Source organism: Agromyces sp. H17E-10, from assembly GCF_022919715.1.
GTDB lineage: Bacteria > Actinomycetota > Actinomycetes > Actinomycetales > Microbacteriaceae > Agromyces.
In genome coordinates this window covers 1,534,907-1,559,302 of record NZ_CP095042.1, presented here as the reverse complement: position 1 = coordinate 1,559,302, position 24,396 = coordinate 1,534,907, and the positions used below count along the sequence as shown (strand labels likewise).

17 protein-coding genes are annotated in these 24,396 nt (G+C 71.1%); 12 read left to right on the top strand and 5 right to left on the bottom strand.

The window, feature by feature from the left end; genetic code table 11:
• Positions 1-55 precede the first annotated feature (55 nt).
• Both MUN74_RS06925 and MUN74_RS06920 read left to right on the top strand, forming a co-directional pair.
• Positions 56-976 carry an HAD family hydrolase gene (locus MUN74_RS06925; protein WP_244855713.1) on the top strand — a complete coding sequence of 307 codons (921 nt, stop codon included), beginning with the start codon at positions 56-58 and terminating at the stop codon, positions 974-976.
• A 5-nt stretch (positions 977-981) separates the two neighbouring features.
• Complete coding sequence (locus MUN74_RS06920) at positions 982-2,757, top strand: SulP family inorganic anion transporter (RefSeq protein WP_244855712.1); 1,776 nt, start codon at positions 982-984, stop codon at positions 2,755-2,757.
• Between the two features lie 217 nt (positions 2,758-2,974).
• On the opposite strand, the gene MUN74_RS06915 is transcribed toward MUN74_RS06920, so the two are convergent.
• Genes MUN74_RS06915 through aspS form a run of 3 tightly spaced genes read right to left on the bottom strand, consistent with a single transcriptional unit; the run spans position 2,975 to position 6,429 of the window.
• A complete protein-coding gene (locus tag MUN74_RS06915) occupies positions 2,975-3,895 on the bottom strand; it encodes a formylglycine-generating enzyme family protein (RefSeq protein ID WP_244855711.1) in 921 nt (306 codons plus the stop codon).
• 59 nt (positions 3,896-3,954) lie between these two features.
• Complete coding sequence (locus MUN74_RS06910; protein WP_244855710.1) at positions 3,955-5,052, bottom strand: hypothetical protein; 1,098 nt, start codon at positions 5,050-5,052, stop codon at positions 3,955-3,957.
• A gap of 27 nt (positions 5,053-5,079) precedes the next feature.
• Positions 5,080-6,429, bottom strand: coding sequence for an aspartate--tRNA(Asn) ligase (gene aspS, locus MUN74_RS06905; RefSeq protein ID WP_244855709.1), 1,350 nt, complete (start codon positions 6,427-6,429; stop codon positions 5,080-5,082).
• A gap of 305 nt (positions 6,430-6,734) precedes the next feature.
• Here aspS and MUN74_RS06900 point away from each other — a divergent pair, with 305 nt between their 5' ends.
• From MUN74_RS06900 to pulA, 10 genes are all read left to right on the top strand, one after another.
• Positions 6,735-7,691, top strand: a complete 957-nt coding sequence (locus MUN74_RS06900; RefSeq protein ID WP_244855708.1) for a Dyp-type peroxidase — start codon at positions 6,735-6,737, stop codon at positions 7,689-7,691.
• The gene (locus MUN74_RS06895) at positions 7,688-7,927 is read left to right on the top strand and encodes a hypothetical protein (protein ID WP_244855706.1); all 240 of its coding nucleotides are present in this window, start codon (positions 7,688-7,690) and stop codon (positions 7,925-7,927) included. Before MUN74_RS06900 ends, MUN74_RS06895 begins: the two co-directional genes overlap by 4 nt.
• 109 nt (positions 7,928-8,036) lie before the next feature.
• Positions 8,037-8,702 (top strand): histidine phosphatase family protein, encoded by a 666-nt coding sequence (locus MUN74_RS06890; protein WP_244855705.1) that lies wholly within the window; start codon positions 8,037-8,039, stop codon positions 8,700-8,702.
• Positions 8,702-9,349 (top strand): TlpA family protein disulfide reductase, encoded by a 648-nt coding sequence (locus tag MUN74_RS06885; RefSeq protein WP_370647354.1) that lies wholly within the window; start codon positions 8,702-8,704, stop codon positions 9,347-9,349. Before MUN74_RS06890 ends, MUN74_RS06885 begins: the two co-directional genes overlap by 1 nt.
• A 60-nt stretch (positions 9,350-9,409) precedes the next feature.
• Positions 9,410-10,162, top strand: a complete 753-nt coding sequence (locus MUN74_RS06880; protein ID WP_244855702.1) for a cytochrome c biogenesis CcdA family protein — start codon at positions 9,410-9,412, stop codon at positions 10,160-10,162.
• Complete coding sequence (gene resB, locus MUN74_RS06875; protein WP_370647353.1) at positions 10,140-12,002, top strand: cytochrome c biogenesis protein ResB; 1,863 nt, start codon at positions 10,140-10,142, stop codon at positions 12,000-12,002. Before MUN74_RS06880 ends, resB begins: the two co-directional genes overlap by 23 nt.
• Before the next feature lie 54 nt (positions 12,003-12,056).
• Positions 12,057-13,112 carry a c-type cytochrome biogenesis protein CcsB gene (gene ccsB / locus MUN74_RS06870; RefSeq protein WP_244856373.1) on the top strand — a complete coding sequence of 352 codons (1,056 nt, stop codon included), beginning with the start codon at positions 12,057-12,059 and terminating at the stop codon, positions 13,110-13,112.
• A gap of 137 nt (positions 13,113-13,249) precedes the next feature.
• A complete protein-coding gene (locus tag MUN74_RS06865; RefSeq protein ID WP_244855701.1) occupies positions 13,250-15,847 on the top strand; it encodes an ATP-binding protein in 2,598 nt (865 codons plus the stop codon).
• 117 nt (positions 15,848-15,964) lie between these two features.
• Positions 15,965-16,186, top strand: a complete 222-nt coding sequence (locus MUN74_RS06860) for a hypothetical protein (protein ID WP_244855700.1) — start codon at positions 15,965-15,967, stop codon at positions 16,184-16,186.
• A 167-nt stretch (positions 16,187-16,353) separates the two neighbouring features.
• Positions 16,354-22,461 (top strand): pullulanase-type alpha-1,6-glucosidase, encoded by a 6,108-nt coding sequence (gene pulA / locus MUN74_RS06855; RefSeq protein WP_244855699.1) that lies wholly within the window; start codon positions 16,354-16,356, stop codon positions 22,459-22,461.
• A gap of 110 nt (positions 22,462-22,571) precedes the next feature.
• Here the strand turns inward: pulA and MUN74_RS06850 are convergent, their stop codons facing one another.
• On the bottom strand, positions 22,572-22,988 hold the full coding sequence (locus MUN74_RS06850; RefSeq protein WP_244855698.1) for a hypothetical protein: 417 nt from the start codon (positions 22,986-22,988) through the stop codon (positions 22,572-22,574).
• A gap of 154 nt (positions 22,989-23,142) precedes the next feature.
• Positions 23,143-24,342, bottom strand: a complete 1,200-nt coding sequence (locus tag MUN74_RS06845) for an MFS transporter (protein WP_244855697.1) — start codon at positions 24,340-24,342, stop codon at positions 23,143-23,145.
• Between the last annotated feature and the right edge of the window lie 54 nt (positions 24,343-24,396).

Genomic DNA, 24,396 nt, shown 5'->3' with positions numbered 1-24,396 from the left:
GGAACGGGGGTGCGGATGCCTCGCACCCCCGTTCCCCGTCTCGAGAGGAGACCCCGTGCCGAACTCCCTGCCGTCCTGGGCCGAGGGCCCGACGCGTGACGCGATCGTCGCCTTCGTCGAGCAGGTGACCACGGGCCCCGACGCCGTGCCCGAGGCCGAGCGCGTCGCCGTGTTCGACAACGACGGCACGCTCTGGACCGAGAAGCCCATGCCGACGCAGCTGCACTACATCGTCGAGCAGTGGCGGGCGCAGGCGACCGCCGACCCGTCGCTCGCCGACAAGCAGCCGTACAAGGCCGCCGTCACGGGTGACTTCGCCTGGCTCGGCGGCGCGATCGACAAGCACTACGCGGGCGACGACAGCGACCTCAAGGTGCTCATCGGCTCGCTCGTCGGCGTCACCGCCGGCATGAGCGTCGAGGACTACGCCGCGTCGGTGTCGGAGTTCTACGAGACGGCGAAGCACCTCACCCTCGGCACCCCGTACGCCGACGCGGTCTACTCGCCGATGATCGAGCTGCTGCGGTACCTCGAGGCGAACGGGTTCACCGTCTACATCGTCTCGGGCGGCGAGCGGGACTTCATGCGGCCGATGACCGAGCAGTACTACGGCATCCCGCCCGAGCGGGTCGTCGGCTCCGCCCTCGGGCTCGCGTACGACGCCGACTCGGGCGACGTGCGTTACACCGCGGGCCTCGACTTCTTCGATGACGGCCCCGAGAAGCCCGTGCGCATCTGGAGCCGCATCGGCCGCCGGCCGCTCATCGCGGGCGGCAACTCGAACGGCGACCAGCCGATGCTCGACTTCGCGCGCAAGGGCGGCGGACTCGCCCTGCTCATCCACCACGACGACGACCAGGGGCGCGACACCCCGTACGACAAGGGAGCCGAGCAGGCGTTGGCCGCAGCATCCGATCGGGGTTACACGGTCGTGAGCGTGAAGCGCGACTGGTCGCGCATCCACCCGGAGAACTGACCCGGATGCCGCAGACCGCCGCCGCCCGTCGCACACGGTTCCTCTTCCCGACGCTCGAGGGTTACCGGCCGTCGCTGATCGGCCGCGACGTGCTCGCCGGACTGTCGGCGGGTGCTGTCGTCGTGCCGCAGGCGATGGCGTACTCGACCATCGCGAACATGCCCGTGCAGATCGGGCTCTACACGTGTATGGTGCCGATGCTCGTGTACGCGATGATCGGCGGATCGCGGGCGATGAGCGTGTCGACCACGTCGACGATCGCGACGCTCACGGCGACGACGCTCGTCGCCGGCGGGGTCGCGGCCGACAGCAAGGACCCGGTGCCCGACCTCATGGCGCTGACCCTCATCGTCGGGGTCATCCTGCTCGTCGCGCGGCTCGTGCGGGCGGGCTCGGTGGTGGAGTACATCGCGAAGCCGACGATCATCGGCGTGCAGGTCGGTGTCGGCGCGACGGTCGCCGTGGGGCAGTTGCCGAAGCTGCTCGGCGAGGGGTCTGAGTGGTCGGGGCACGGGTTCTTCCGCGCGATCCTGGCAGCGATCGAGGCGCTGCCGGGGGCGAACGTGCCGACGATCCTCCTGTCGATCGCGTCGATCGCCGCGCTGCTGCTCATCAAGCGCTTCGCCAAGGGCGTGCCTGGGCCGCTCATCGTGGTCGCGGCCGGCATCATCGCGATCTGGCTCACCGACCTGGAGCAGCTCGGCGTCAAGCTCATCGCGCCGGTGCCGCAGGGCCTGCCGCCGTTCGAGCTGCCGTCGTTCGCGCACGTCGAGGGCATGCTGCCCGGGGCGATCGCGATCGCGGTCATGGCGTTCCTCGAGTCGACGGCGGTTGCGCGCGGTATCCGCAAGCCCGGCGAACCGCAGATCGACAGCAACCGCGAGCTCCTGGCGACCGCCGCGGCGAACACGGTCGGCTCGTTCTTCCAGACGCTGCCGTCGGCGGGCGGGTTCTCCCAGAGCGCCGTCAACCAGGGCGCCGGGGCGCGGTCGCAGCTCGCATCGCTGACGACGGTCGGGCTCGCCGTGCTCGTCGCGCTGTTCCTCGGGCCGGTGCTCAGCATGATGCCGCAGGCGACGCTCGCATCGCTCGTCTTCGTCGCGGTGATCGGACTCATCGACGTGACCGCGATCGTGCTGCTCTGGCGCACGAGCCGCAACGACTTCTGGATCGCGACCGCGACCGCGATCGTCGGCCTCACCGCGGGACTGCTCTACGCCGTGCTCGTCGGGCTCGTCGCGACGTTCGTCGTCATCTTCCGCGAACTGGGGCGGGTGCGCATCGATATCGGGTCGCCCGTGAACGGGGTGCTGCCGGTGCGACTGCTGGGGCCGCTCTTCACCGCGAACTCGCTCGCGTACGAGAACCGGGTGCTCGCGGCGGTCGCCGCGCCGGTGGCCGGGGATGCCGCTGCCGAGGCATCCCCGGCGTCGAAGGACGATGCGGCGGCGACGCCGGTCGCGCCCGATGCGCCGGTCGCGCCCGATGCGCAGGTCGCGCCCGATGCGCAGGTCGCGCCCGACGTGCCGGTCGCGTCTGACGCGCCGGTCGCTCCAGCGGTGCGGGCCGTCGCCCTCGAGCTCACTCGCCTCGAGGTGACGTCGGTCACGGTGCTCGACATGCTCGCCGACCTCGATCGCGAACTCGCGTCGCAGGGCGTCGAGCTGCGTCTCGCGGCCGTCGCCCCTGAGGGCGCGGCATCCGCGCGGCGGGGCGACTGGTTCCCGGCGCTCGAGGCGGCGGGCCGGGTGTACCCGACGCTCGAGGCGGCTTGCGCCTGAGGTGCGTCGATGAGGCGCCGTCGCCGTCGCTGCCGAGCTCGGATGCCCGGGGTTCTCGTTCGACCAATGCCAGCTCCGCCTCACGATGAGGCGGAACTGGCATTGCTCATGAGCGCAACCCGCTCAGGGGCGCAACCCGTGGACTTCGGGGCACCGATCGAGGTGGTCGGCGCTCGCCGGGCGGTCCGCCGTGGGCGGTCGAGCCGGAGGCGCGATGTCAGCCGATCGTGCGGGCGCAGCGGAACCCGATGTGCGTCGTCGCCGTGTCGTCCGCCTGCGGTGAGCGCGCGGCGGGGCGATAGCGCAGGCAGTACTCGGGCGAGCACAGGTGCGACCCGCCCTTGAGCACGCGCCGCGGGATGCGTGAGCCCGGTTCGGCCGACGCGGCGGCGAGCAGGTTCTGCCGGGCGCCGGCATCGACGGGCTGCTGGCCGGGCACCTCGTGGCGCGCGGTGTAGAAGTCGGTCGTCCACTCCCAGACGTTGCCGGCGACGTCGTACAGGTCGTATCCGTTGGGAGCGAAGGTCTTCACGGGTGACGTACCGGCCCACCCGACCGAGGTCTCGTAGGGGAAGTGCCCGAGCCAGCGGTTGACCATCACCTGGCCGTCGGGCGTCTCGTCGTCACCCCAGGCGAACCGTGCCCCGTCGAGGCCGCCTCGGTGGGCGTACTCGAGCTCGGGCTCGGTCGGCAGGCGTCGGCCCGCCCACTCGGCATAGGCCGAGGCATCCTCGAAGCTGACCTGCACCACCGGGTGCGTCGGCCGCTCCGCGAGCGCGTCGAAGTCGTCGGCACCGAAGGGATGCCGCCAGCTCGCGCCCGCACCCCACCGCCACCACTGGCGCCAGTCGCGCAGGTCGACGGGACCGGACGTGGGCGTGAACACGAGGCCGCCCGGCACGAGGTCGGCTGGGTCGGCACCGGGGAAGTCGGCCGGGTCGAGCGGACGCTCGGCGACCGTCACGTACCCGGTCGCCTCGACGAACGCGGCGAACTGCTCGGTCGTCACGGGGTGCTGCTCGAGCTCGAACGACGCGACCTCGCGCTCGTGCACCGGGGTCTCGTCGGCGTAGAACTCGTTCGAGCCCATGCGGAACGTGCCGCCCTCGATGCGAACCAGCGGCGTGAGATCGACCATGCTTCGAGCCTAGGGGCTTGCCGGGCCACCGCCGGCGGGCCGCCGGGCCCCGCCGTTCGTCAGCGCCAGGCGAACGTGTCCATGATCGAGTCGGCGAGTTCCTCGAGGAGGTCGGCCGTCACGTCGAGTGACGAGTGCTCGCGCCGCAGGAGCACCCGGAAGAGCAGGCCCTCGGGTCGCCCGTCGTCGGCCCGGCGGCCCGTCGCCGGGAAGGCGTACCCGATCTCGAGTGGCGAGCCCTCGGTTCCGGGCTCGAGTTCGCGCTGCCATCGGAATAGGCGGGCATGCCGCGCTCGCAGTTCACGCGCGGGCGAACCGGCCAAGGATGCGACCATGACCTCGAACGGCGCACCGGCCCGGCTCGTGATGCGTGACAACGCGATCGTGATCGGCGCGGTCTCGGGGGTGGTCGTCGGGGGCAGGAACCCGATCAGGTCGACCTCGGAGACGGTGCCGGCGGCATTCGCCTCGTGCGGGTCCGAGGCCTCGAGCCCACCTTCCCCCGACCGACCGCCGAGCCGCCGCAGCAGTCGCTGGAACGGCCCGACGAGACTCGGCGTCGCGCGCTCCTCCTCGAATCGCGTATCGCGCCAGCCGAACGGCAGCTCGACGCGATACGTCGCCGGGCCGAGGCCATCCTCGCCACGTCCCAGCGTGGTGTGGATGCCGCCTGGCAGCAGTCCCGCCTCGCGCAGTCGCGTCCGGCGCCGAGCACCGAGCAGTTCGCTCACGAAGGCGAGCACGGCGCTGCCGCCGAAGAGCGCGATCGGCAGCCATGGCCCGCCGAACAGCGCGATGAAGAACCAGCTCGAGATCGCGCTCGCCGCGGCCGTGTTCACGACGCCCATGGCCGCGGCATCCGACCACGCCCGTCGGGTCGCGACGAGCAGCACGGTGGCCGCGGCAGAGACGACGGCGAGGGCGACGACGAGCCAGCCGGGCACCGTGAACAAGGGCGCCGGCAGCAGCGCATCCCATTTCTCGGATGCCTCGGGCAGCACCCGGCCGCCGGTCAGGAGCAGCGAGCCCAAGAGGTAGACGACGAGCAGCAGCGGCAGCACGAGCTGCGCCCCGACGGCGACGTACATCGCGACCGTCGCGACCCGCAGCGGCCGCAGCCGTGGCAGCGATCGTTGCGCGGCATCGACGTCGGACATGGGTAGCGGCTCAGCGCGGCGCCGTGCCTAGGGCAGCAGGCGCGTCGGGCCGCGGAAGAGGTACGTCGTCTCGCGGATCGAGTGCTCGTCGAGCATCAGCATGAGCACGCGGGCGAGGCCCATGCCGAACCCGCCGTGCGGCGGCACGCCGTAGCGGAAGAAGTCGAGGTAGAACTCGAGCTCCTCGGGGTCCATGCCCTTGTCGCGCGCCTGCTCGATCAGCACGTCGATGCGGTGCTCGCGCTGCGCGCCCGTCGAGATCTCGACGCCGTTGTAGATGAGGTCGTACGAGTTCGTCAGGCTCGGGTCGCCCTCGTGACGCATGTGGTAGAACGGCCGGATGCTCGACGCGTAGTCGGTCAGGAACACGAAGTCGTGCCCGTACGTCTCCTTGACGTACGCCGAGATCTGGCGTTCGCCCTCGGGGTCCATGTCGTCGTCGGCGCGGGGGATGACGTAGCCGCGGTCGGCGACGATCTGCTTCGCCTCGGCGAGCGGGATGCGCGGGAACGGCCGCGACGGCACCTGGATCTCGAGGTCGAAGAGCTCCTTGATCTCGGCGCCGTGCTTGTCGACGACGGCCTGGAAGCCGGCGACCATGAGCTCCTCGTGGAGGGCCATGACGTCCTCGTGCGAGTCGATCCAGCTGATCTCGGTGTCGATCGAGGTGAACTCGGTCGCGTGGCGCGAGGTGAACGACGGGTCGGCGCGGAACGCGGGGCCGACCTCGAACACGCCGCCGAAGCCGGCAGCCTGGGCCATCTGCTTGAAGAACTGCGGGCTCTGCGCGAGGTACGCCTTGCCCTCGAAGTAGTCGACCTCGAACAGCTCGGCGCGCGACTCGGAGGCCGACGCCATGAGCTTCGGGGTCTGGATCTCGATGAGGCCCTTCTCGACCCAGACGCCGCGCAGCGCGTGCAGGAACGTCGTCTGGATGCGGAAGATGAGGTTCTGCTTCGGGTGACGCAGGTCGAGGAAGCGCCAGTCCATGCGCTTGTCGAGGCTCGAGTCGGCCGCGATCGGCGTCTCGGGGTTCGCGGCCGCGACGACGTCGAGCGTCGCGATCTTCACCTCGATGCCGCCGAGCTTGACGCGCTCGTCGTGCTTGAGGTCGCCCGTCACGGTGATGAACGAGCCGTGCGCGAGCGCCGAGATCGCCTCGGTGGTGGCCAGGCGGGCGGATGCCTCGGCGTCACCCTGCTGGCTCTCGTCGAGCTCACGCGTGGCGGGGTTCACGAGCTGCACCGCGCCGGTCTCATCGCGCAGGATGACGAACTGCACCTTCTTCTGATCGCGAACCGTCTCGACCCATCCGGACACGGTGACGGGGCCGTCGGGGAGCGCGGCGAGGTTCTTGACGAGGGTGCGGTTGTTCACGATCGACCATCCTACCTGCGGGTTTGTCGCGCCTCCCGTTGCGGTGGTCGAGCTCCGATCGACTCCGGTGGTCGAGTGGCGACGAAGGAGCGTATCGAGACCCCAACCCGCTGGTTGAGTAGCGCCGACGAAGTCGACGCGTATCGAAACCCCCGTCTACGACCCACAGACTTCCAGACTTACAGGACCAACGACCCGGCACCTCGACATACGGGGGTGGTGGGCGGCTCATCCTGTAAGTGCGCAAGACTCCGCCGAGCCATAGGGTGGCGGCAGGGCACGCCCGACCCGAGGGGAGCACGACGATGGACGCAGCAGGACGCCGGGTGCCTTTCGACGCGCAGCAGGTCGACGCACCGCTGTCGCGCTCCGCGGTGTTCCTCGTCGTGACGATCGGGCCCAGCCCCGAACAGCTCCGCACCGCGCTCGAGGTCGTCGCCGGAATCGACGACCTCGTGAAGTCGGTCGGGTTCCGCGACCTCGGGGCGAACCTCTCGTGCATCGTCGGCATCGGATCCGCCGCCTGGGATCGCCTCGGCCGCAGCGAGCGGCCGGCGGAGCTGCATCCGTTCGCCCGAATCGACGGCCCGTCGCACGCGGCCCGGTCGACACCGGGCGACCTGCTGTTCCACATCCGCGCCGAGCGCCCCGACTTCTGCTTCGAGTTCGAGCGGCTGCTGCTCGAGCAGCTCGGCGACTCGGTGCGAGTGGTCGACGAGGTCAACGGGTTCCGGTACTTCGACGCCCGCGACCTGCTCGGCTTCGTCGACGGCACCGCGAACCCGACCGGCCGCGGCATGGCCGACGCGACCCTCATCGGCGAGGAGGACTCGGCGTTCGCCGGCGGCTCCTACGTCGTCGTGCAGAAGTACGTGCACGACCTGGCGACGTGGAACTCGATGACGACCGAAGAGCAGGAGGCGGTCATGGGTCGCCGCAAGGCCGACGACGTCGAGCTCGACGACACCGAGCCGCAGCGCGCGCACAAGACGCTCGCGACGATCACCGACGACGACGGCAACGAGTTCGCCATCCTGCGCGACAACATGCCGTTCGGCAGCCCCGCGTCCGGCGTGTACGGCACCTACTTCATCGGGTACACCCGTCGCCTGTGGGTGATCGAGCGGATGCTGCAGCGGATGTTCCTCGGCGACCCACCCGGCCTTCACGACAAGCTCCTCGACGTCTCGACCGCGACGACGGGCACGACGTTCTTCGTGCCGTCGCTGCAGTTGCTCGAGGGGCTGGCCGACGGGACGTGACTGACGACGCGTCCTCCCTCTACCTTCAGGACCTCGGAGACCTCGTGAAGCAGGCCGGCCTGGAGGCGAAGCGCGTTGCGCGAACCGCTGAGGAGACTGACCGACAATTCGCGCTTGGACGATTGTCCGCGTTCTACGAGATCATTTCGCTGATGCAGCAACAGGCTGAGGCCTTCAATCTCGAGCTCGTGGCTGTCGGGCTCGAGGACATCGATCCGGATCGCGAATTGATCTGACCGCAGTGGAGTGGGTTTCGAGACCGCCGGCTGCGCTCGCTCGTCAGCCCGCTGAGCACCCGCGGATACTCGGCGGATTCAAAGGATCCGGCTCTCTAGACTGGGAGCCGTGCCGGCCGAGCAGATCCATCTCGTGCGCCATGGCGAGGTGTTCAACCCGCAGGGCGTGCTCTACGGCCGTCTTCCCGGTTACGGGCTCAGCGACCTCGGCCGCCTCATGGCGAAAGCCGCGGCCGACGATCTCGTTTCGCGCGGGCGCCCCGTCTCGGCCCTGATCACCTCGCCGCTGCAGCGCACGCAGCAGTCGGGCGAGCCGATCGCCGCGGCGTTCGGGCTCGAGCCGACGCTCGACGAACGCGTGATCGAACCCGAGAACCGCTTCGAGGGCAAGCGCATGCGCGGCCAGGGCGGCGCGCTCCGCGACATCCGCAACTGGGGCCTGCTCGTGAACCCGTGGGAGCCCAGCTGGGGCGAGCCGTTCCGGTCGATCGCGGCCCGCATGATGGCGGCGATCGAGGATGCCTGGAGCGCGGTCGACGGTGGCGACGTCGTCATCGTCAGTCACCAGCTGCCGATCTGGATGGTGCACCGCCACCTCGCCGACGAACGACTCTCGCACGACCCGCGGCGACGACGCTGCGCGCTGTCGAGCATCACGACCCTCGAGATGCAGGGCGCAGCCGGCAGTGCCGCCGGGCGTCGCTTCGTCGAGGTCGGGTACACGGATCCCGCGGCGGGACTCGCCGCGCAGGCGACGGATGTGGGTGCGGTGTGATGCGTGTCGGTGCACGTGGTCTCGATACGCGTCGCGCTGCGCGCGGCGCTACTCGACCGGCAGTCGGGGTTGCGGCGCTCGCCGCGGTGACTGCGCTGCTGCTGACGGGGTGCACGAGCGACCCGCTCGCCGAGCAGTTCCGCGAGGGCAGCGGCAAGAACTACATCGCCGGTGACGGCAGCATCTCCGAGTTCGACGAGGGCTCGCGCGGCGAGCCCGTCGAGTTCGCGGGCGAGACCGCCGACGGCGACGCGTTCGACTCGGCCGACACCGTCGGCGACGTGACCGTGGTGAACTTCTGGTACGCGGGCTGCGCCCCGTGCCGCGTCGAGGCGCCGATCCTCGAAGAGGTCTACGAGCACTATGGCGAGGGCGAAGACGGCGTCTCGTTCGTCGGCGTCAACGTGCGCGACCAGGCCGGCAATGCGAACGCCTTCGAGAAGACGTACGGCGTCGACTACCCCTCGATCCTCGACGTCGACGACGGCGACGCGCAGCTCGCGTTCGCGGGCGACGTGCCGCCGGCTGCGGTGCCGACGACGATCGTGCTCGACAAGCAGGGCCGCGTCGCCGCCCGCGTGCTCGGCCAGCTCGAGGACGCCTCCATCCTCCGCGGGCTCGTCGACAGCCTGCTCGAGGAGAACTGACGTGGGGCCGGCCAAGAATTCGCGCTGTCTCGTCGCGGCGCCCCGCAGGCGGGCCGTCTGATGGGGCCCGGCGAGCTCGTCTACAGCGGCCAACTCCTCATCGCGGTGCCGATCGCACTCGCCGCCGGCATCATCTCCTTCCTCTCGCCCTGCGTGCTCCCGCTGGTTCCGGGGTACCTCGGCTACATCGGCGGGTTCACGGATGCCTCGGCCGATGCCGAGACCGAGCGACGCAACCGCCGCCGACTGCTGCTGGGCGTGCTGCTCTTCATCGCCGGCTTCACGGTCGTGTTCCTCGTCTACACGGCGCTCGCGGGCGCCGCGGGCGCGTGGCTTCGCGCCTGGCAGGACCCGATCACGCGCGTGCTCGGCGTCGTGCTCATCGGCATGGGGCTCGTCTTCGTCGGCCAGTTCACGTTCATGCAGCGCCAGTTCAAGCCGAGCTGGCGCCCGGCGACCGGGCTCGCCGGCGCGCCGCTGCTCGGCGTCGTGTTCGGCCTCGGCTGGACCCCGTGCATCGGCCCCGCGCTCGCCGCTGTGCTCACGCTGAGCCTCAACAGCGAGTCGGTCGGTCGCGGCGCCGTGCTCGGTCTCGCGTACTGCATCGGCCTCGGCATCCCCTTCCTCCTCGTCGCCTTCGGGTTCGGCTGGGTGACGGGGTCGCTGGCGTTCCTGCGCCGGCACATCCGCACGATCAACCTCATCGGCGGCGGCCTGCTCATCGTGATCGGACTGATCATGGTGTCGGGCCTCTGGACCGCCTGGATGAGCGACCTGCAGGGAGTGATGAGTGGCATCGACCTCGTCCTCTGATCGGAAGGGCGCCCGGCCGGCCCACGACACGCACGGCGTCGACCCGCTGCGCCCCGCCGATCACTACGACTCGCCCGAACCCGAGCCCGCGGCATCCCCGGGCGGAACCGGTGGAGCCGGCGGCTCCGGCGGCCCGGGCGGCGACGGCGTCGCGCAGCCGAAGCTCGGCTTCGTCGGCTGGCTGCGCTTCGGCTGGCGCCAGCTCACGAGCATGCGCACGGCGATCCTGCTGCTGCTGCTCCTCGCGATCGCCGCGGTGCCCGGATCGCTCGTGCCGCAGCGCTCGAGCGACCCGAACGGCGTCACCCAGTACTTCACCGACAATCCCGACCTCGCGCCGGTGCTCGACAAGTTCCAGATGTTCGACGTCTACACGTCGGCGTGGTTCTCGGCGGTGTACCTGCTGCTGTTCGTGTCGCTCGTCGGCTGCATCATCCCGCGTACGAAGCACCACTTCGAGGCGCTTCGTGCTCGACCGCCGCGCACCCCGGCCCGGCTGAACCGCCTCGCGGGCTACACCGAGCGGGCATTGCCCGAGGGGGTGGATGCCGCGACCGCGGTGGCCGAGGCATCCAAGCTGCTCAAACAGCAGGGGTACCGGGTCGAGCCCTACGAGCTGCGCGGCGCCCCGAGCGTGTCAGCCGAGCGCGGGTACCTGCGCGAGACCGGCAACCTCGTGTTCCACACGGCGATGCTCGGCGTGCTCGTCGCGGTCGGCGTCGGCGGCGGGTTCGGGTTCGCCGGCCAGCGCGTCGTCGTCGAGGGGCAGTCGTTCGTCAACACGCTCGCGGCGTTCGACTCGTTCAACCCGGGCCGGTTCTTCAGCGACAGCGAGCTCGACCCGTACAAGCTGTCGCTCGGCGACCTCGACGCCGTGTACGAGACGCAGAACCAGGACGCGATCGGCCAACCGATCGACTTCACCGCGCACGTCACCGTGACCGACCGCGACGGCACGGCCGAAGACGGCGCCGTCAAGGTGAACGAGCCGCTGCGCACGCACGGCACCGACGTGTACCTGCTCGGCAACGGCTACGCGCCCCACATCGTTGTACGCGACCCCCAGGGCGAGGTCGTGTTCGACGACGCGGTGCCGTTCCTGCCGCAGGACGCGAACCTCTTCTCGATCGGCGTCGTCAAGGTCACCGACGGGCTCGACGAGCAGCTCGGCATGATCGGCCTGTTCTACCCGACCCAGAGCACGATGGACAGCGGGGCGTCGGCCTCGACCTACCCCGACCTCGTCTACCCGGTGCTCTCGCTCACGGTGTACGAGGGCGACCTCGGCATCGACGCCGGCAAGCCGACCTCGGTGTACACGCTCGACCCGTCGGACATGACGCAGCTCAACGGCCGCAACACCGACGTCGCCTCGATCGAGCTCATGCCCGGGCAGGTCACCGAACTCCCCGGCGGCCGCGGCACCGTCGAGTTCGTCGACGACAGCACCGACGCGGCGCCGGCGACCGAGGTCGCACCCGACCGCACCGATGCGGTGCCGACCGACGAGCGCCCCTTCAACGAGTCGGTGAAGCGGTTCGCGTCGTTCGACATCCACCACGACCCCACGCAGGGCTGGGTGCTGGTCTTCTCGATCCTGATCCTCGCGGGGCTGCTGCTCTCGCTGTTCATCCCGCGCCGCCGCATGTGGGTGAAGGTCACCACGCGCCGCGACGGCACGAGCGTGCTCGAGTTCGCCGGACTCGCCCGCGGCGAGGACCCGAACCTCGAGCAGGCGGTCGCCGCGTTCGCCGACCGCCTCGCCGGGCCGGCGCCCGACGTCGATGACCCCGTCGTCGCCGCCGAATCCCCAGACGACACCGCGAAACCCACGACGTAAGGTAGTCACGTGCCCACCCTCGACGAAATCTCGGTCCTCTGCGTCTACTCGGCGATGGCCGTGTACGCGATCGCCTTCATCGCCTACTCGATCGACCTGGCGAAGCGGGGTGCCGCGGCCGCGGCCGCCGCCGATGCGGTACAGGATGCCTCGGCCGAGAGCACGGCCGACGCCGACGCCTCGACGGGCGAGGCACGCGAGCGGGTCGGCGTGCTGCAGGCCGCCGCCGCGGCGAAGGCGGATGCCGCCGCCCAGGTCGCGGCATCCGGTTCGATCACCGCGCCCGCGCCCCGTCGTTCGCGCTGGAAGAGCGCGGTCGACGACGGCGCCACCGTCGACTACGGTCGTTCGCCGGCGCTGCGCGTCGCGGTCGCGATGACCGTCGTGGCGTGGCTGCTGCACCTCACCGCCGCGGTGCTCCGCGGCATCGCGGCCGAGCGCGTGCCGTGGGCCAACATGTACGAGTTCGCGCTCACGGGCACGCTGCTGATCACGACCGTGTTCCTCACGGTGCTGCTCTTCGCGAAGCACGACCTGCGGTTCCTCGGCACGTTCGTCACCGGGCTCGTGCTCGTGCTGCTCGGGCTCGCGTCGACGAACTTCTACGTGTCGGTCGTGCCGCTGCCGCCGGCCCTGCAGGACTACTGGCTCGTCATCCACGTGTTCGTGGCGACGACGTCGGTGGGCTTCTTCGCGCTGAGCTTCGCGCTCTCGGTCGTGCAGCTCATGCAGTCGCGGCGCGAAGCGCTCGCGGCGAGTGCCAAGGCGGTCAAGAAGAGCTTCCTCGCGACGCTGCCCGACTCGGTGACGCTCGAGTCGCTCGCCTACCGCGTGACGATCATCGGCTTCATCCTCTGGACGTTCACGCTCATGGCCGGCGCGATCTGGGCCGAACGCGCGTGGGGCCGCTACTGGGGCTGGGACACCAAGGAGGTGTGGACCTTCATCATCTGGGTGGTCTACGCCGGCTACATCCACGCGCGTGCGACGCGCGGCTGGCGCGGTTCGCGGTCGGCCTGGCTCGCGATCATCGGCTTCTCGACGGTGCTCTTCAACTTCACGATCGTCAACCTCTTCTTCAAGGGACTCCACGCGTACTCGGGGCTCTGAGCCCCGCATCGTCTCCTCGTGAGTCGCCGAAAAATGCTCTTCGTCGCGCGATGAGCAGCGCGTTTCGGCGACTCGCGGCGTGACGGTTCAGGGCGGACCCGGTTGCGGCGCGGGGCGGCTGCGAGGACGATCGCTGCATGGGCAGCGGGCTGCTCGAGCGCGATCGTGAGCTCGACGAGTTGCGCGTCGCGGCGAGCGACGCGGCGATGGGCCGTGGCCGGGTGGTGCTGCTGCACGGCGAGGCGGGCATCGGCAAGTCGAGCCTCGTGAACGCGCTGCGGGCTGCCCCGCCCGATGGCGTGCGCGTGCTCGTCGGCGCGTGCGACGCGATGTCGACGCCTCGGCCGTTGGGGCCGCTTCGCGACCTGGCTCGGTCGGTCGGGCCGAGCCTCGGTGCGGCGCTGCGGTCCGGCGATCGCGAAGACGTGTTCGCGACCCTGCGTGATGAGCTCGCGGATGCCTCGGGCACGGTGCTCGTCATCGAAGACGCCCACTGGGCCGACGAGGCGACGCTCGACGCCGTCCGCTTCCTCGCGCGTCGCATCGACGAGCTGCCCGCCGCGCTCGTCGTGACCTACCGCGACGAGCTCGACCGCGACCACCCGCTCGGGCGGCTGCTGGGCGACCTCGGCCACGGCGACCGGGTCATCCGAATCGCACCGCGGCGGCTCACGCCGACCGCGGTCGACGCGCTCACCGCGGGCAGCGGCCTCGACGCCGGTCGCGTATTCGCGACGACCGCCGGAAACCCGTACTTCGTCAGCGAGCTCGTCGCCTCGGCGGGGGAGTCCTCGGCGGGGGAGTCGGGCGTGCCGCAGACCGTCGTCGACGCGATCACCGGACGACTGCGGCGGCTCGAGTCCTCCACGCAGGACCATGTCGAGCAGCTCGCCGTGGTGCCGTCGGCCGTCGATCCCGAATTGCTCGCGCGGCTCGTGCCCGGCTCAGCGGGGGCGCTGCGGGCGGCCGAGGAGGGCGGGCTCCTCGACGTGAGTCCCGAGGGCGTGCGGTTCCGCCATGAACTGACCCGGCGTGCGGTGGTCGACGCCCTGCCCGCTTCGCGCCGCATCGAACTCGAGCGGGCGGTGCTCGCCGCGCTGCTCGACGCGGGCATCTCCGATCCTGCGCGTCTCGTGCACCACGCGCTCGGCGCGGGTGACGTCGATGCCGTCGTCGCGTGGGCGCCGGCAGCGGCACGGGATGCCGCGACGTCGGGAGCCCACCGCCAGTCGGCGGCGCACTACGCGGCCGCGCTCGCGCACGCCGACCGGTACGAGACGGCCGAGCTCGCCGACCTCTTCGAGGAGTTCGCGATCGAGTCGTACACGATCGGAGCGGCGAGTGCCGCCGTGTCGGCGCAGGTCCGCGCCGTCGCCCTCCGGCGCGAGCTCGGCGACGCGCGCAGACTGGGCGCGAGCCTGCGCTGGCTCTCGCGCTTCGACTGGTTCGACGGTCACCGCAGCGACGCCGAGGCCGCAGCGCGCGAGGCCTCGGCCGTGCTCGCGGACGCGGGCGACGAGGGCCTCTACGCGATGGCGCTCAGCAACGAGGCGCAGCTCGCACTGCTCGCGCACGACACCGAGCGCGCGCTCGACCTCGCCGCGCGGGCGATCGCGATCTCGCGCGAGACCGGTGACCACCGGGTGCTGTCGCACGCCCTCAACAACCACGGCACCGGGCTGATGTTCCTCGGCGACGACGACGGCATCGGCGAGCTCCTCGAGGCGGCGGAGGCGGCACTCGGGGTCGACGACATCGAGGATGCCGCCCGTGCGTTCGTGAACCTCGTGTGGGCGCTGCTCGACCAGTACCGCCTCGAGGTCGCCGATCAGCACCTCTCGCGTGCGATGGAACTCACCGAACGTTCGGAGTTCATCGGATTCGCGACGTACCAGCGCATGGAGCAGGCGAGGCTCGAGTTGGCCCGGGCCCGGTGGGACGAGGCGCTCGCGCTCGTCGAACCGCCGCCGGGGATGCCGCACGCCCGCTGCGTCGCGCTGACCGTCGCGGGCACGGTGCGCCTGCGGCGAGGCGACGAGGGTGCCGACGCTCTGCTCGACGAGGCGAACCGACTCGCGGCCGAGCTTGGCGAGCTGCAGCGCATGGGTCCGGTGGCGGCGGCCAGGGCGGAGGCCGCGCTGCTCCGCGGTGACGCCGTCGCGGCGCTCGCGATCGCGCGGCCCGAGTTCGACGAGGCCGATCGCCGACGCGCGCCGGCGCTCCGTGCCGAGCTCGCGTACCTCCTGCGCCGGGCGGGTGACGACCTCGCGGTGCCGCCCGACGACCCGCACCCGTTCTCGATCCAGGCCCGCGGCGACTGGCGCGCGGCCGCGGAGGCGTGGCACGCGGCAGGCGCGCCGTACCACGAGGCGGCGGCGCTGGCGGAGAGCCCCGACCCCGCCGACCTCGTCGAGGCGCTCGCGATCCTCGATCGCATCGGTGCGGTTCCGCTCGCCCGGAAGGTCAGGGCCGACCTCCGAGAGCGGGGTGTCCGCAGCATCCCCCGCGGGCCGACGAGCCTCACCCGCGGCAACCCCGACGGGCTCACCGATCGGCAGCTCGACGTGCTGCGGCTGCTCGCCGACGGGCTCACGAACGCTGAGATCGCCGACCGGCTCGTGCTCTCGGTGCGCACGGTCGACAGTCACGTCGCCGCCGTGCTCGCGAAGCTGGGTGTCGCCTCACGGCAGGAGGCCGTGCGCATAGCCGAGGAGCGGGACCTGCTCTCGACGTGATCTCGGTAGTGCGCGGCGGTGATCTCGGTAGTGGTCGCCGATTCGCGGAGACGCCCCCGGCGGTGGGATGGAATCACGGACCGCGGAGGCGGGAACCGTGAACGACAGGGGAACACCATGAACACCGCACTCGCCGGAACCGTCTCGACGACGATCCGCCCGACCCGGGCGCTGCGCGACTGGCTGGCGCGCGCCGCCGTCGCCGTCGGCCTCGGAGCCGGCCGTCGCGGGCACACCCTCGATCGCGACGAACTCGCACGACGCCACGAACTGCGCCAGGAGGCGCGACGGCTGCGCGACGAGCAGATCCGCAACGGCGCCTACGCCCGCCTGCTCTGACCCCGCGAAATCTGGCAGCGTTTGCATGGATCTGCGCTGCACGAAATCAACGATCGGGTCTCGAAGCGGCATCCTGATTGCAAACGCTTGCATTAACGGGCGCGGCGCTGCTACGTTCGCGAGCAGTGTCGGTGGCACGGAGTCGTGCCGGGAATCGGGAGTCAAGGATGACGCAACGCGCGCTCGCACGCAGGTGGTTCGCCTCAGCGCTGGTGGGAGGGCTCGCCGTCACGGCGCTGAGCTTCGCCCCCGGCCTCGGTCTCAGTGCGGCGGCGGCCGACGACCGCAGCTTCGCCCTCGTCGGCAGCCTGCAGTCGGAGCTCGGCTGCGCCGGCGACTGGGCGCCCGACTGCGCCGAGACCGAGCTCGCGCCGACGGCGACCCCGGGCGTGTACGCGGCCGACTTCACGGTGCCGGCGGGCTCCTGGGAGTACAAGGTCGCGGTGAACGACTCGTGGAACGAGGCGTACGGGCTGAACGGCGGGGGCGACAACATCCCGCTGACCGTCGCGGGCGACACCGCCGTGCGGGTCGTGTTCGACGACAACCTCAAGAAGGTCGGGCTCGAGCTCACCGAGGCCTCGATCCGCGGCGCCTACGACGAGGCATCCGACGCCGATCTCGTCGCCGCACCGGTGCGCCAGCCCGGCAGCGACGAGACCTTCTACTTCGTGATGACCGACCGCTTCGCGAACGGCGACGCGTCGAACGACGAGGGCGGGCTCACAGGCGACCGCCTCGCGACCGGCTTCGACCCGACCGACAAGGGCTTCTACGAGGGCGGCGACCTCGCCGGCCTCCGCTCGAAGCTCGACTACATCGACGGCCTCGGCACGACCGCGATCTGGCTGACCCCGAGCTTCAAGAACCGGCCCGTGCAGGGCGAGGGCGCGAACGCGAGCGCCGGCTACCACGGCTACTGGGTCACCGACTTCACCCAGATCGACCCGCACCTCGGCACGAACGCCGAGCTCGAGGCGCTCATCGCCGACGCGCACGACCGCGGCATCAAGGTCTACTTCGACATCATCACGAACCACACGGCCGACGTCATCGACTACGCCGAGCAGCAGTACTCGTACGTCGACAAGGCCACGAGCCCGTACCTCGACGCCGACGGCAACGCGTTCGACCCCGCGAAGTTCGCGGGCGCCGACACCGGCGCCGACTTCCCGGCCCTCGACGCGGCGACGAGCTTCCCGTACACGCCGAAGCTCAGCGAGGCCGACGCGAACCTCAAGGTACCGGCCTGGCTCAACGACCCGACCCTGTACCACAACCGCGGCGACTCGACGTGGGAGGGCGAGTCGGTCACGTACGGCGACTTCTCGGGCCTCGACGACCTCATGACCGAGCACCCGACCGTCGTGAACGGCTTCGTCGACGTGTACGACACGTGGATCGACCTCGGCATCGACGGCTTCCGCATCGACACCGCGAAGCACGTGAACTTCGAGTTCTGGCAGCAGTGGGCGACCCAGGTGCTCGACTACGCGCACGCCGCGGGCAAGCCCGACTTCTTCATGTTCGGCGAGGTCTACGACGCCGACCCCAAGAAGCTGAGCCCCTACGTGCGCGACACCGACATGAACTCGGTGCTCGACTTCACGTTCCAGTCGCAGGCCGTGAGCTTCGCGGCCGGCAACTCGGCGAAGAACCTGCAGTCGCTCTTCGCGGGCGACGACTACTACACGACGCCCGACTCGTCGGCGACGGCGCTGCCGACCTTCCTCGGCAACCACGACATGGGCCGGGTCGGCTACTTCCTGCAGTCGACCGACGCCCCGCTCGCCCGCGACGAGCTCGCGCACGACCTCATGTTCCTCACCCGCGGCCAGCCCGTCGTGTACTACGGCGACGAGCAGGGCTTCGCCGGCACCGGCGGCGACAAGGACGCTCGCCAGTCGCTCTTCGCGAGCCAGGTCGCCGAGTACCAGAACCAGAAGCTCGTCACCGGTGAGCAGGCCGGCAGCGCCGACCGATTCGGCACGGATGCTCCGCTCTACGAGCACATCGCCGCGCTCTCGGCGCTGCGCCAGGCGCACCCCGCACTCGCGACGGGCGCGCAGATCGAGCGCTACGTCGACGACGGTCCGGGCGTCTACGCGTTCAGCCGCGTCGACCGCACCGAGCAGGTCGAGTACCTCGTCGCCGCGAACAACGCGAACGAGGCGCGTACGGTGAACGTGCCGACGCTCACGAAGGGCGGCGCGTTCGCGCCCCTCTACGGCACGGACGGCCCGGCGATCACGGCCGACGCCGACGGTGTCGCATCCGTCACCGTGCCCGCGCTCGGCGCCGTCGTGCTGCGCGCCGACCGCGAGGTGACCGCCCCCGAGGCGGCCGCCGCGATCACGGTGTCGTCGCCCGCCGCAGGCGCCGGCGTGACCGGCGTGAGCGCCGTCGCCGCCGACGTCGACGACTCGACGTGGCAGGAGACGAGCTTCGCCTGGCGCGTCGCCGGTGCGACGGGTGACGACGCCTGGCACGCGCTCGGCACGGCTGAAGACACGAGCCCGCGCGTCTTCCACGACACCAAGGGCCTCGCGAAGGGCACGCTCGTCGAGTATCGCGCGATCTCGACCGACGCGGCGGGCCACCGTTCGGCGGCCTCCACCTACGCGAGCGTCGGCAACGCCGTGAACCTCGCCGACGGCGGCGAGGAGCCCGAGCAGCCGATCGACCTCGTCACGGTGCCCGGCTCGCACAACAGCGAGATGGGCTGCGCGGGCGACTGGACCCCGGGCTGCGAGGCGGCGAAGCTCACGCTGCGCCCCGGCGGCATCTACTCGGGCACCTTCGATGTGCCGGCGAACGCCGACGGCTACGAGTACAAGGTCGCGCTCAACGGCAACTGGGACGTGAACTACGGCGCGAACGGCGTGCCGGGCGGCGACAACATCGCCTACACGACCGACGGCACGAAGCCCGTGACCTTCTACTGGAACCCCGAGACGCACGTCGCCTCGTCGTCGGCCGAGGGGCCGGTCGTGACGCTGCCCGGCAGCTTCCAGAACGAGCTCGGCTGCCCCGGCGACTGGGCGCCCGACTGCCTCGGCTCGCTCATGCAGGACGGCGACAAGGACGGCGTCTACACGTTCGCGACGTCGAAGATCCCCGACGGATCGTACGAGGTGAAGGTCGCGCACGGCCTCAGCTGGGACGAGAACTACGGCGTCGGCGGCGCCCCCGGCGGCGGCAACTACACTTTCACGGCGACCGGCGGCAAGCTCGTCGAGTTCCGCTACGCGCTCGCGACGCACGTGCTCGAGATCGTCGTGACCGACCCGCCGCTCGCCGGCACCGGCCAGTCGCGTGCGCACTGGGTCGACGAGCACACGCTCGCATGGCCTGCCGACCTGCTCGGCGGGGCTGCCGCGACGGATGCCTCATGGTCGATCGAGCACGCGGCAGGCGCCGGTCTCGCGGTCGCCGAGGGCGCCGTCACGGGCGGCGGCGACCCGGTCGAGCTCGAGCTCGACCCCGACGGGCTCACCGACGCGCAGCTCGCGACGTTCCCGGCGCTGAAGGGCTTCCTCGCGTTGCATCCGGTCGGGCTCGACCGCGACGACGTCGCCGGCCTCCTCACCGAGCAGCTCGCGGTGGCGCAGTGGGTCGGCGACGACCTGACCGCCTTCACGGGTGTGCAGGTGCCGGGCGTGCTCGACGACCTCTACGCCGACGCGCTCGACTCGTCGACGCTCGGCGTGAGCTGGGCCGGCAGCGGCGACGACCGGGCCGCGACCGCGGCCGTGTGGGCGCCGACCGCCCGTTCGGTGCAGCTCGAGCGCTGGGCGGCCGCGACGGTCGACGCGAGCGCTTCGCCCGAACTCGTCGACGCGGCGTTCGATGCGTCGACCGGTTCGTGGGCGGTGCCCGAGGCATCCCTCGCGAAGAACGACGAGTACCGCTGGCGCGTCGAGGTGTACGCGCCGACGACCGGGAAGATCGAGACCAACTCGGTGACCGACCCGTACTCGGCGGCCCTCACGACGAACTCGGCGCGCACCGTCGTCGTCGACCTCGACGACCCGGCCCTCGCGCCCGAGCAGTGGGCGAAGACCCCCGCGCCGGTCGTCGAGCGGCCCGTCGACCGGGCGATCTACGAGCTGCACGTGCGCGACTTCTCGATCAGCGACGAGACCGTGCCCGAGGCCGAGCGCGGCACCTACCGCGCCTTCACGCGCGACTCGGCCGGCACGAAGCAGCTGCGCCAGCTCGCCGACGCGGGCATCAACACGGTGCACCTGCTGCCGACGTTCGACATCGCCACGATCGAGGAGCAGCGCTCCGCCCAGGCCGTGCCCGACTGCGACCTCGCGTCGTACGGGCCCGCCTCGGCCGAGCAGCAGGCGTGCGTGCAGGCCGTGCACGACGCCGACGGCTTCAACTGGGGCTACGACCCGTACCACTACCAGGCGCCCGAGGGCTCGTACGCGGTCGACCCCGAGGGCGGCGCTCGCGTCGCCGAGTTCCGCGAGATGGTCGGGGCGCTGCACGCCGACGGCCTGCAGGTCGTGCTCGACGAGGTCTACAACCACACGGCCGAGGCGGGTCAGGGCGGCAAGAGCGTGCTCGACCGCATCGTGCCCGGCTACTACCAGCGGCTCAACGCGGCCGGCGCGGTCGAGACCTCGACGTGCTGCCAGAACGTCGCGACCGAGCACGAGGTGGCGCAGAAGCTCATGGTCGACTCGGTCGTGCTGTGGGCGAAGCAGTACAAGGTCGACGGGTTCCGGTTCGACCTCATGGGGCACCACTCCCGCGACAACATGGAGGCGATCCGCGCCGCGCTCGACGAGCTGACCCTCGCCGATGACGGGGTCGACGGCAAGTCGATCTACCTCTACGGCGAGGGCTGGAACTTCGGCGAGGTCGCGAACAACGCCCTCTTCGAGCAGGCGACGCAGGGGCAGCTCGGCGGCACCGGCATCGGCACGTTCAACGACCGGCTGCGCGACGCCGTCCACGGCGGCAGCCCGGTCGACGGCACGTCGACGTTCCAGCAGGGCTTCGGCACCGGGCTCGGCACCGACCCGAACGGACGGCCGGGTACGCCGTCGCAGGCCGACCAGCTGGCCGATCTCGGCCACCAGACCGACCTCGTGAAGCTCGGCCTCGCGGGCAACCTGCGCGACTACGAGCTGACCGATACCGCGGGCGAGGTCGTGCGCGGCGACGAGCTCGACTACCGTGGTGCGCCCGCCGGCTACGCCGACGAGCCCGACGAGGTGATCAACTACGTCGACGCCCACGACAACGAGACGCTCTACGACCTCTCGGTGTTCAAGCTGCCGCAGGACACGCCGATGGCCGACCGCGTGCGCATGAACACGCTGTCGCTCGCGACCGTCACGCTCTCGCAGTCGCCGTCGTTCTGGCACGCCGGCACCGAGCTGCTGCGCTCGAAGTCGCTCGACCGCAACAGCTACGACTCGGGCGACTGGTTCAACCGCGTCGACTGGACCGGTCAGGAGTCGACCTTCGGCTCGGGCCTGCCGGGTGCGGCCGACAACAAGGACAAGTGGCCGATCATGGAGCCGCTCCTGGCGGACTCCGCGCTCAAGCCCACCGCGGCCGACATGGCCGCCGCCGAGGCATCCGCCCTCGACCTGCTGCGGGTGCGCTCGTCGGTCGACCTGCTGCAGCTCGGCTCGGCCGACCTCATCGAGCAGAAGGTGTCGTTCCCGAACTCGGGGCCCGACGCGACGCCCGGCGTGATCGTCATGCAGATCGACGACCTCGTCGGCGACGACGTCGACCCCGAGCTCGACGGGGCGCTCGTCGTGTTCAACGCGTCGCCCGACGCGGTGACCGAGACCGTCGCCGGGCTCGCCGGGCGCGACTTCGCGCTCGCCGAGGCGCAGGCGTCGGGTTCCGACGCGGTGGTCAAGCAGACGACGTGGGATGCCGCGACCGGCGACGTCACGGTGCCCGCCCGCAGCGTGGCCGTGCTCGTCGACGAGCAGCCGCCGCCCGCCGTCGCGACGATCGCCGTCGGTGCGCCGAACAAGGCGCTCGCGAAGGCCGGCTCGGCCGTGAAGTACGTCGGCCTCGTCACCGCGCTCGACGGGTCGACGCCCGCCGGCACGTTCGCGATCTACGACGGCGACACGAAGATCGCCGAGGTCGAGCTCGGCGCGAGCGACCGCGGACGGGTGAGCGTCAAGCTGCCCAAGCTGCCGGCCGGCCTGCACCTCGTGCACGGCGTGTTCACCGGCGGCGACGGTTACGCCGACGCGACGACCGTGCCCGTGCCGCTCGTGCTCTGGTAAGGGGTTCGGTGGTCGAGTAGCGCGCGACGAAGGAGCACGCGTATCGAGACCCCCTCGCGAGGGTCTCGATACGCTCCTTCGTCGCTACTCGACCAACGGAGTGTCCCGCGTCAGAACGGCAGCTCGACGCCGCACTCGGCGAAGCTGCCGACGATGTCGTCGCCGTGTGCGGCGAAGATCTCGTCGATGCCCTTGCCGTCGCCCGCCTTGTCGGCGTGCGGGTTGTTGGAGGCGATGGTGCCGTCCTGGCCGACGGCGCCCTTCACCATGATCGTGAACGACATCGGCGCTCCGGTCGCGGCGTAGGCGTCGAGCACGCAGTCGGCGTCGGCCTCGGGCAGGCCCATCGTCAGCTCCTCGATGTGCACGGTGAGCCACGCCTGCGAGTTCGAGGCGCCGGCGTTGCCCTGCTCCGAGCGGTTCGGGTTGAAGCACTCGTGGGCGAACGCGGCGGTTCCGCTCGCGAGCACGCCCGCCGCCGCGAGCGCGATGCCCGCACCGATCGTGGTCATGGTCTTCTTGAACATCTGGTCTCCTTCGGGTGGAAATCGGTCGTGCGACGCGCAGTGCGCGACGCACGGGTTCCACCGTCGCCCGTGCGTCGAGGCGAGGCATCCGTGCTCGCCCTGAGCGGGAGCCGGGCCGATGCACCCAGAGCTGGGGATTGACAGGAGACCCCGGTCAGCGCAGCGGCGCGAACGCGGCGCGCGACGTCGACGCGATGAGCGCCGCGAGCGCGACGAGGCCGAGCGCGACCCACGGCAGGGACGCGACGCCGGCGGCCTCGAGCACGAGGCCGCCGATGAAGGCGCCGACCGCGATCGATCCGTTCCAGGTCGCGACGACCATCGACTGGGCGACGTCGGCGGCACTGCCGGCGATGCGCGCGGGGGCCGACTGCAGCAGCGTGGGAGCTCCGCCGTAGGCGACGCCCCAGAGTGCGACCGCCGCGTAGACGGCGACGGGCTCGGCGGCGAGGCATCCGATCATGATCATGGCCGCACCGAGCGCGGCCGCGGCGATGAGCACCATCGTGCGCAGGTGCCGGTCGACGAGCGCCCCCGAGACGAGCACCCCGGCGACGGCGAAGACGCCGAACACGAGCAGCACCACGTCGAGGTGCCCGTCGAGTCCGGCCGGCACGGTGAGCGGGGCGATGTAGGTGTAGGCGACGTTGTGCGCGAGCACGAACACGGCGGTCGTCGCGAGCACGGCGACGAGTCCCGGCAGGCGCAGCACGGTGCGGAGGCCGGGTCGCGATCCGGCGCGCTCGCCGGCGAAGGCGGGCAGGGCGAACGCGGCCCACACGGCGAGCACGAGCGCGAGGCCAGCCAGCACCGCGAACGCCGCGCGCCAGCCGAGGGCGGCGCCGAGCGTCGTCGCGATCGGCAGTCCGAAGGCGAACGCGAGCGGCGTGCCGACCATCGCGATCGAGAGGGCGCGGCCCGAGTGCTCGGGCTCGACCATGCGCATGGCGTAGCCCGCCGCGATCGCCCAGAGGAGGCCCGCGAGCATGCCGCCGACCGTGCGCGCGACGAGGATCGTCGTGTAGTCGCCGGCGATCGCGGTGACGCCGCTCACCAGTGCGAAGCCGACGACGAGCGAGAGCAGCAGGCGCTTCCGCGGGATGGCCCGGGTGAGCGCGGTGAGCGGGATCGCGGTCACCGCGGTGGTCACGGCGTACGCCGCTACGAGCCAGCCGATCTGCGCCTCGGAAACACCGAGGTCGGCGCTCATCTGCGGCAGCAGCCCGGCCGGCATGATCTCGGTGACGACGCCGACGAAGACGATCGAGGCGAGCGCGAGCAGCCCGTTGTAGGGAAGTCGTGTGCGCGGCGGTGTCGCGACGGCGGGCGTTGATGCGGTGATCGGAGAAGCCATGCCGTCAGTGTCGAACCTTGACACTAGTGTTAAGGTCAAGTCGATCTCGAGGAG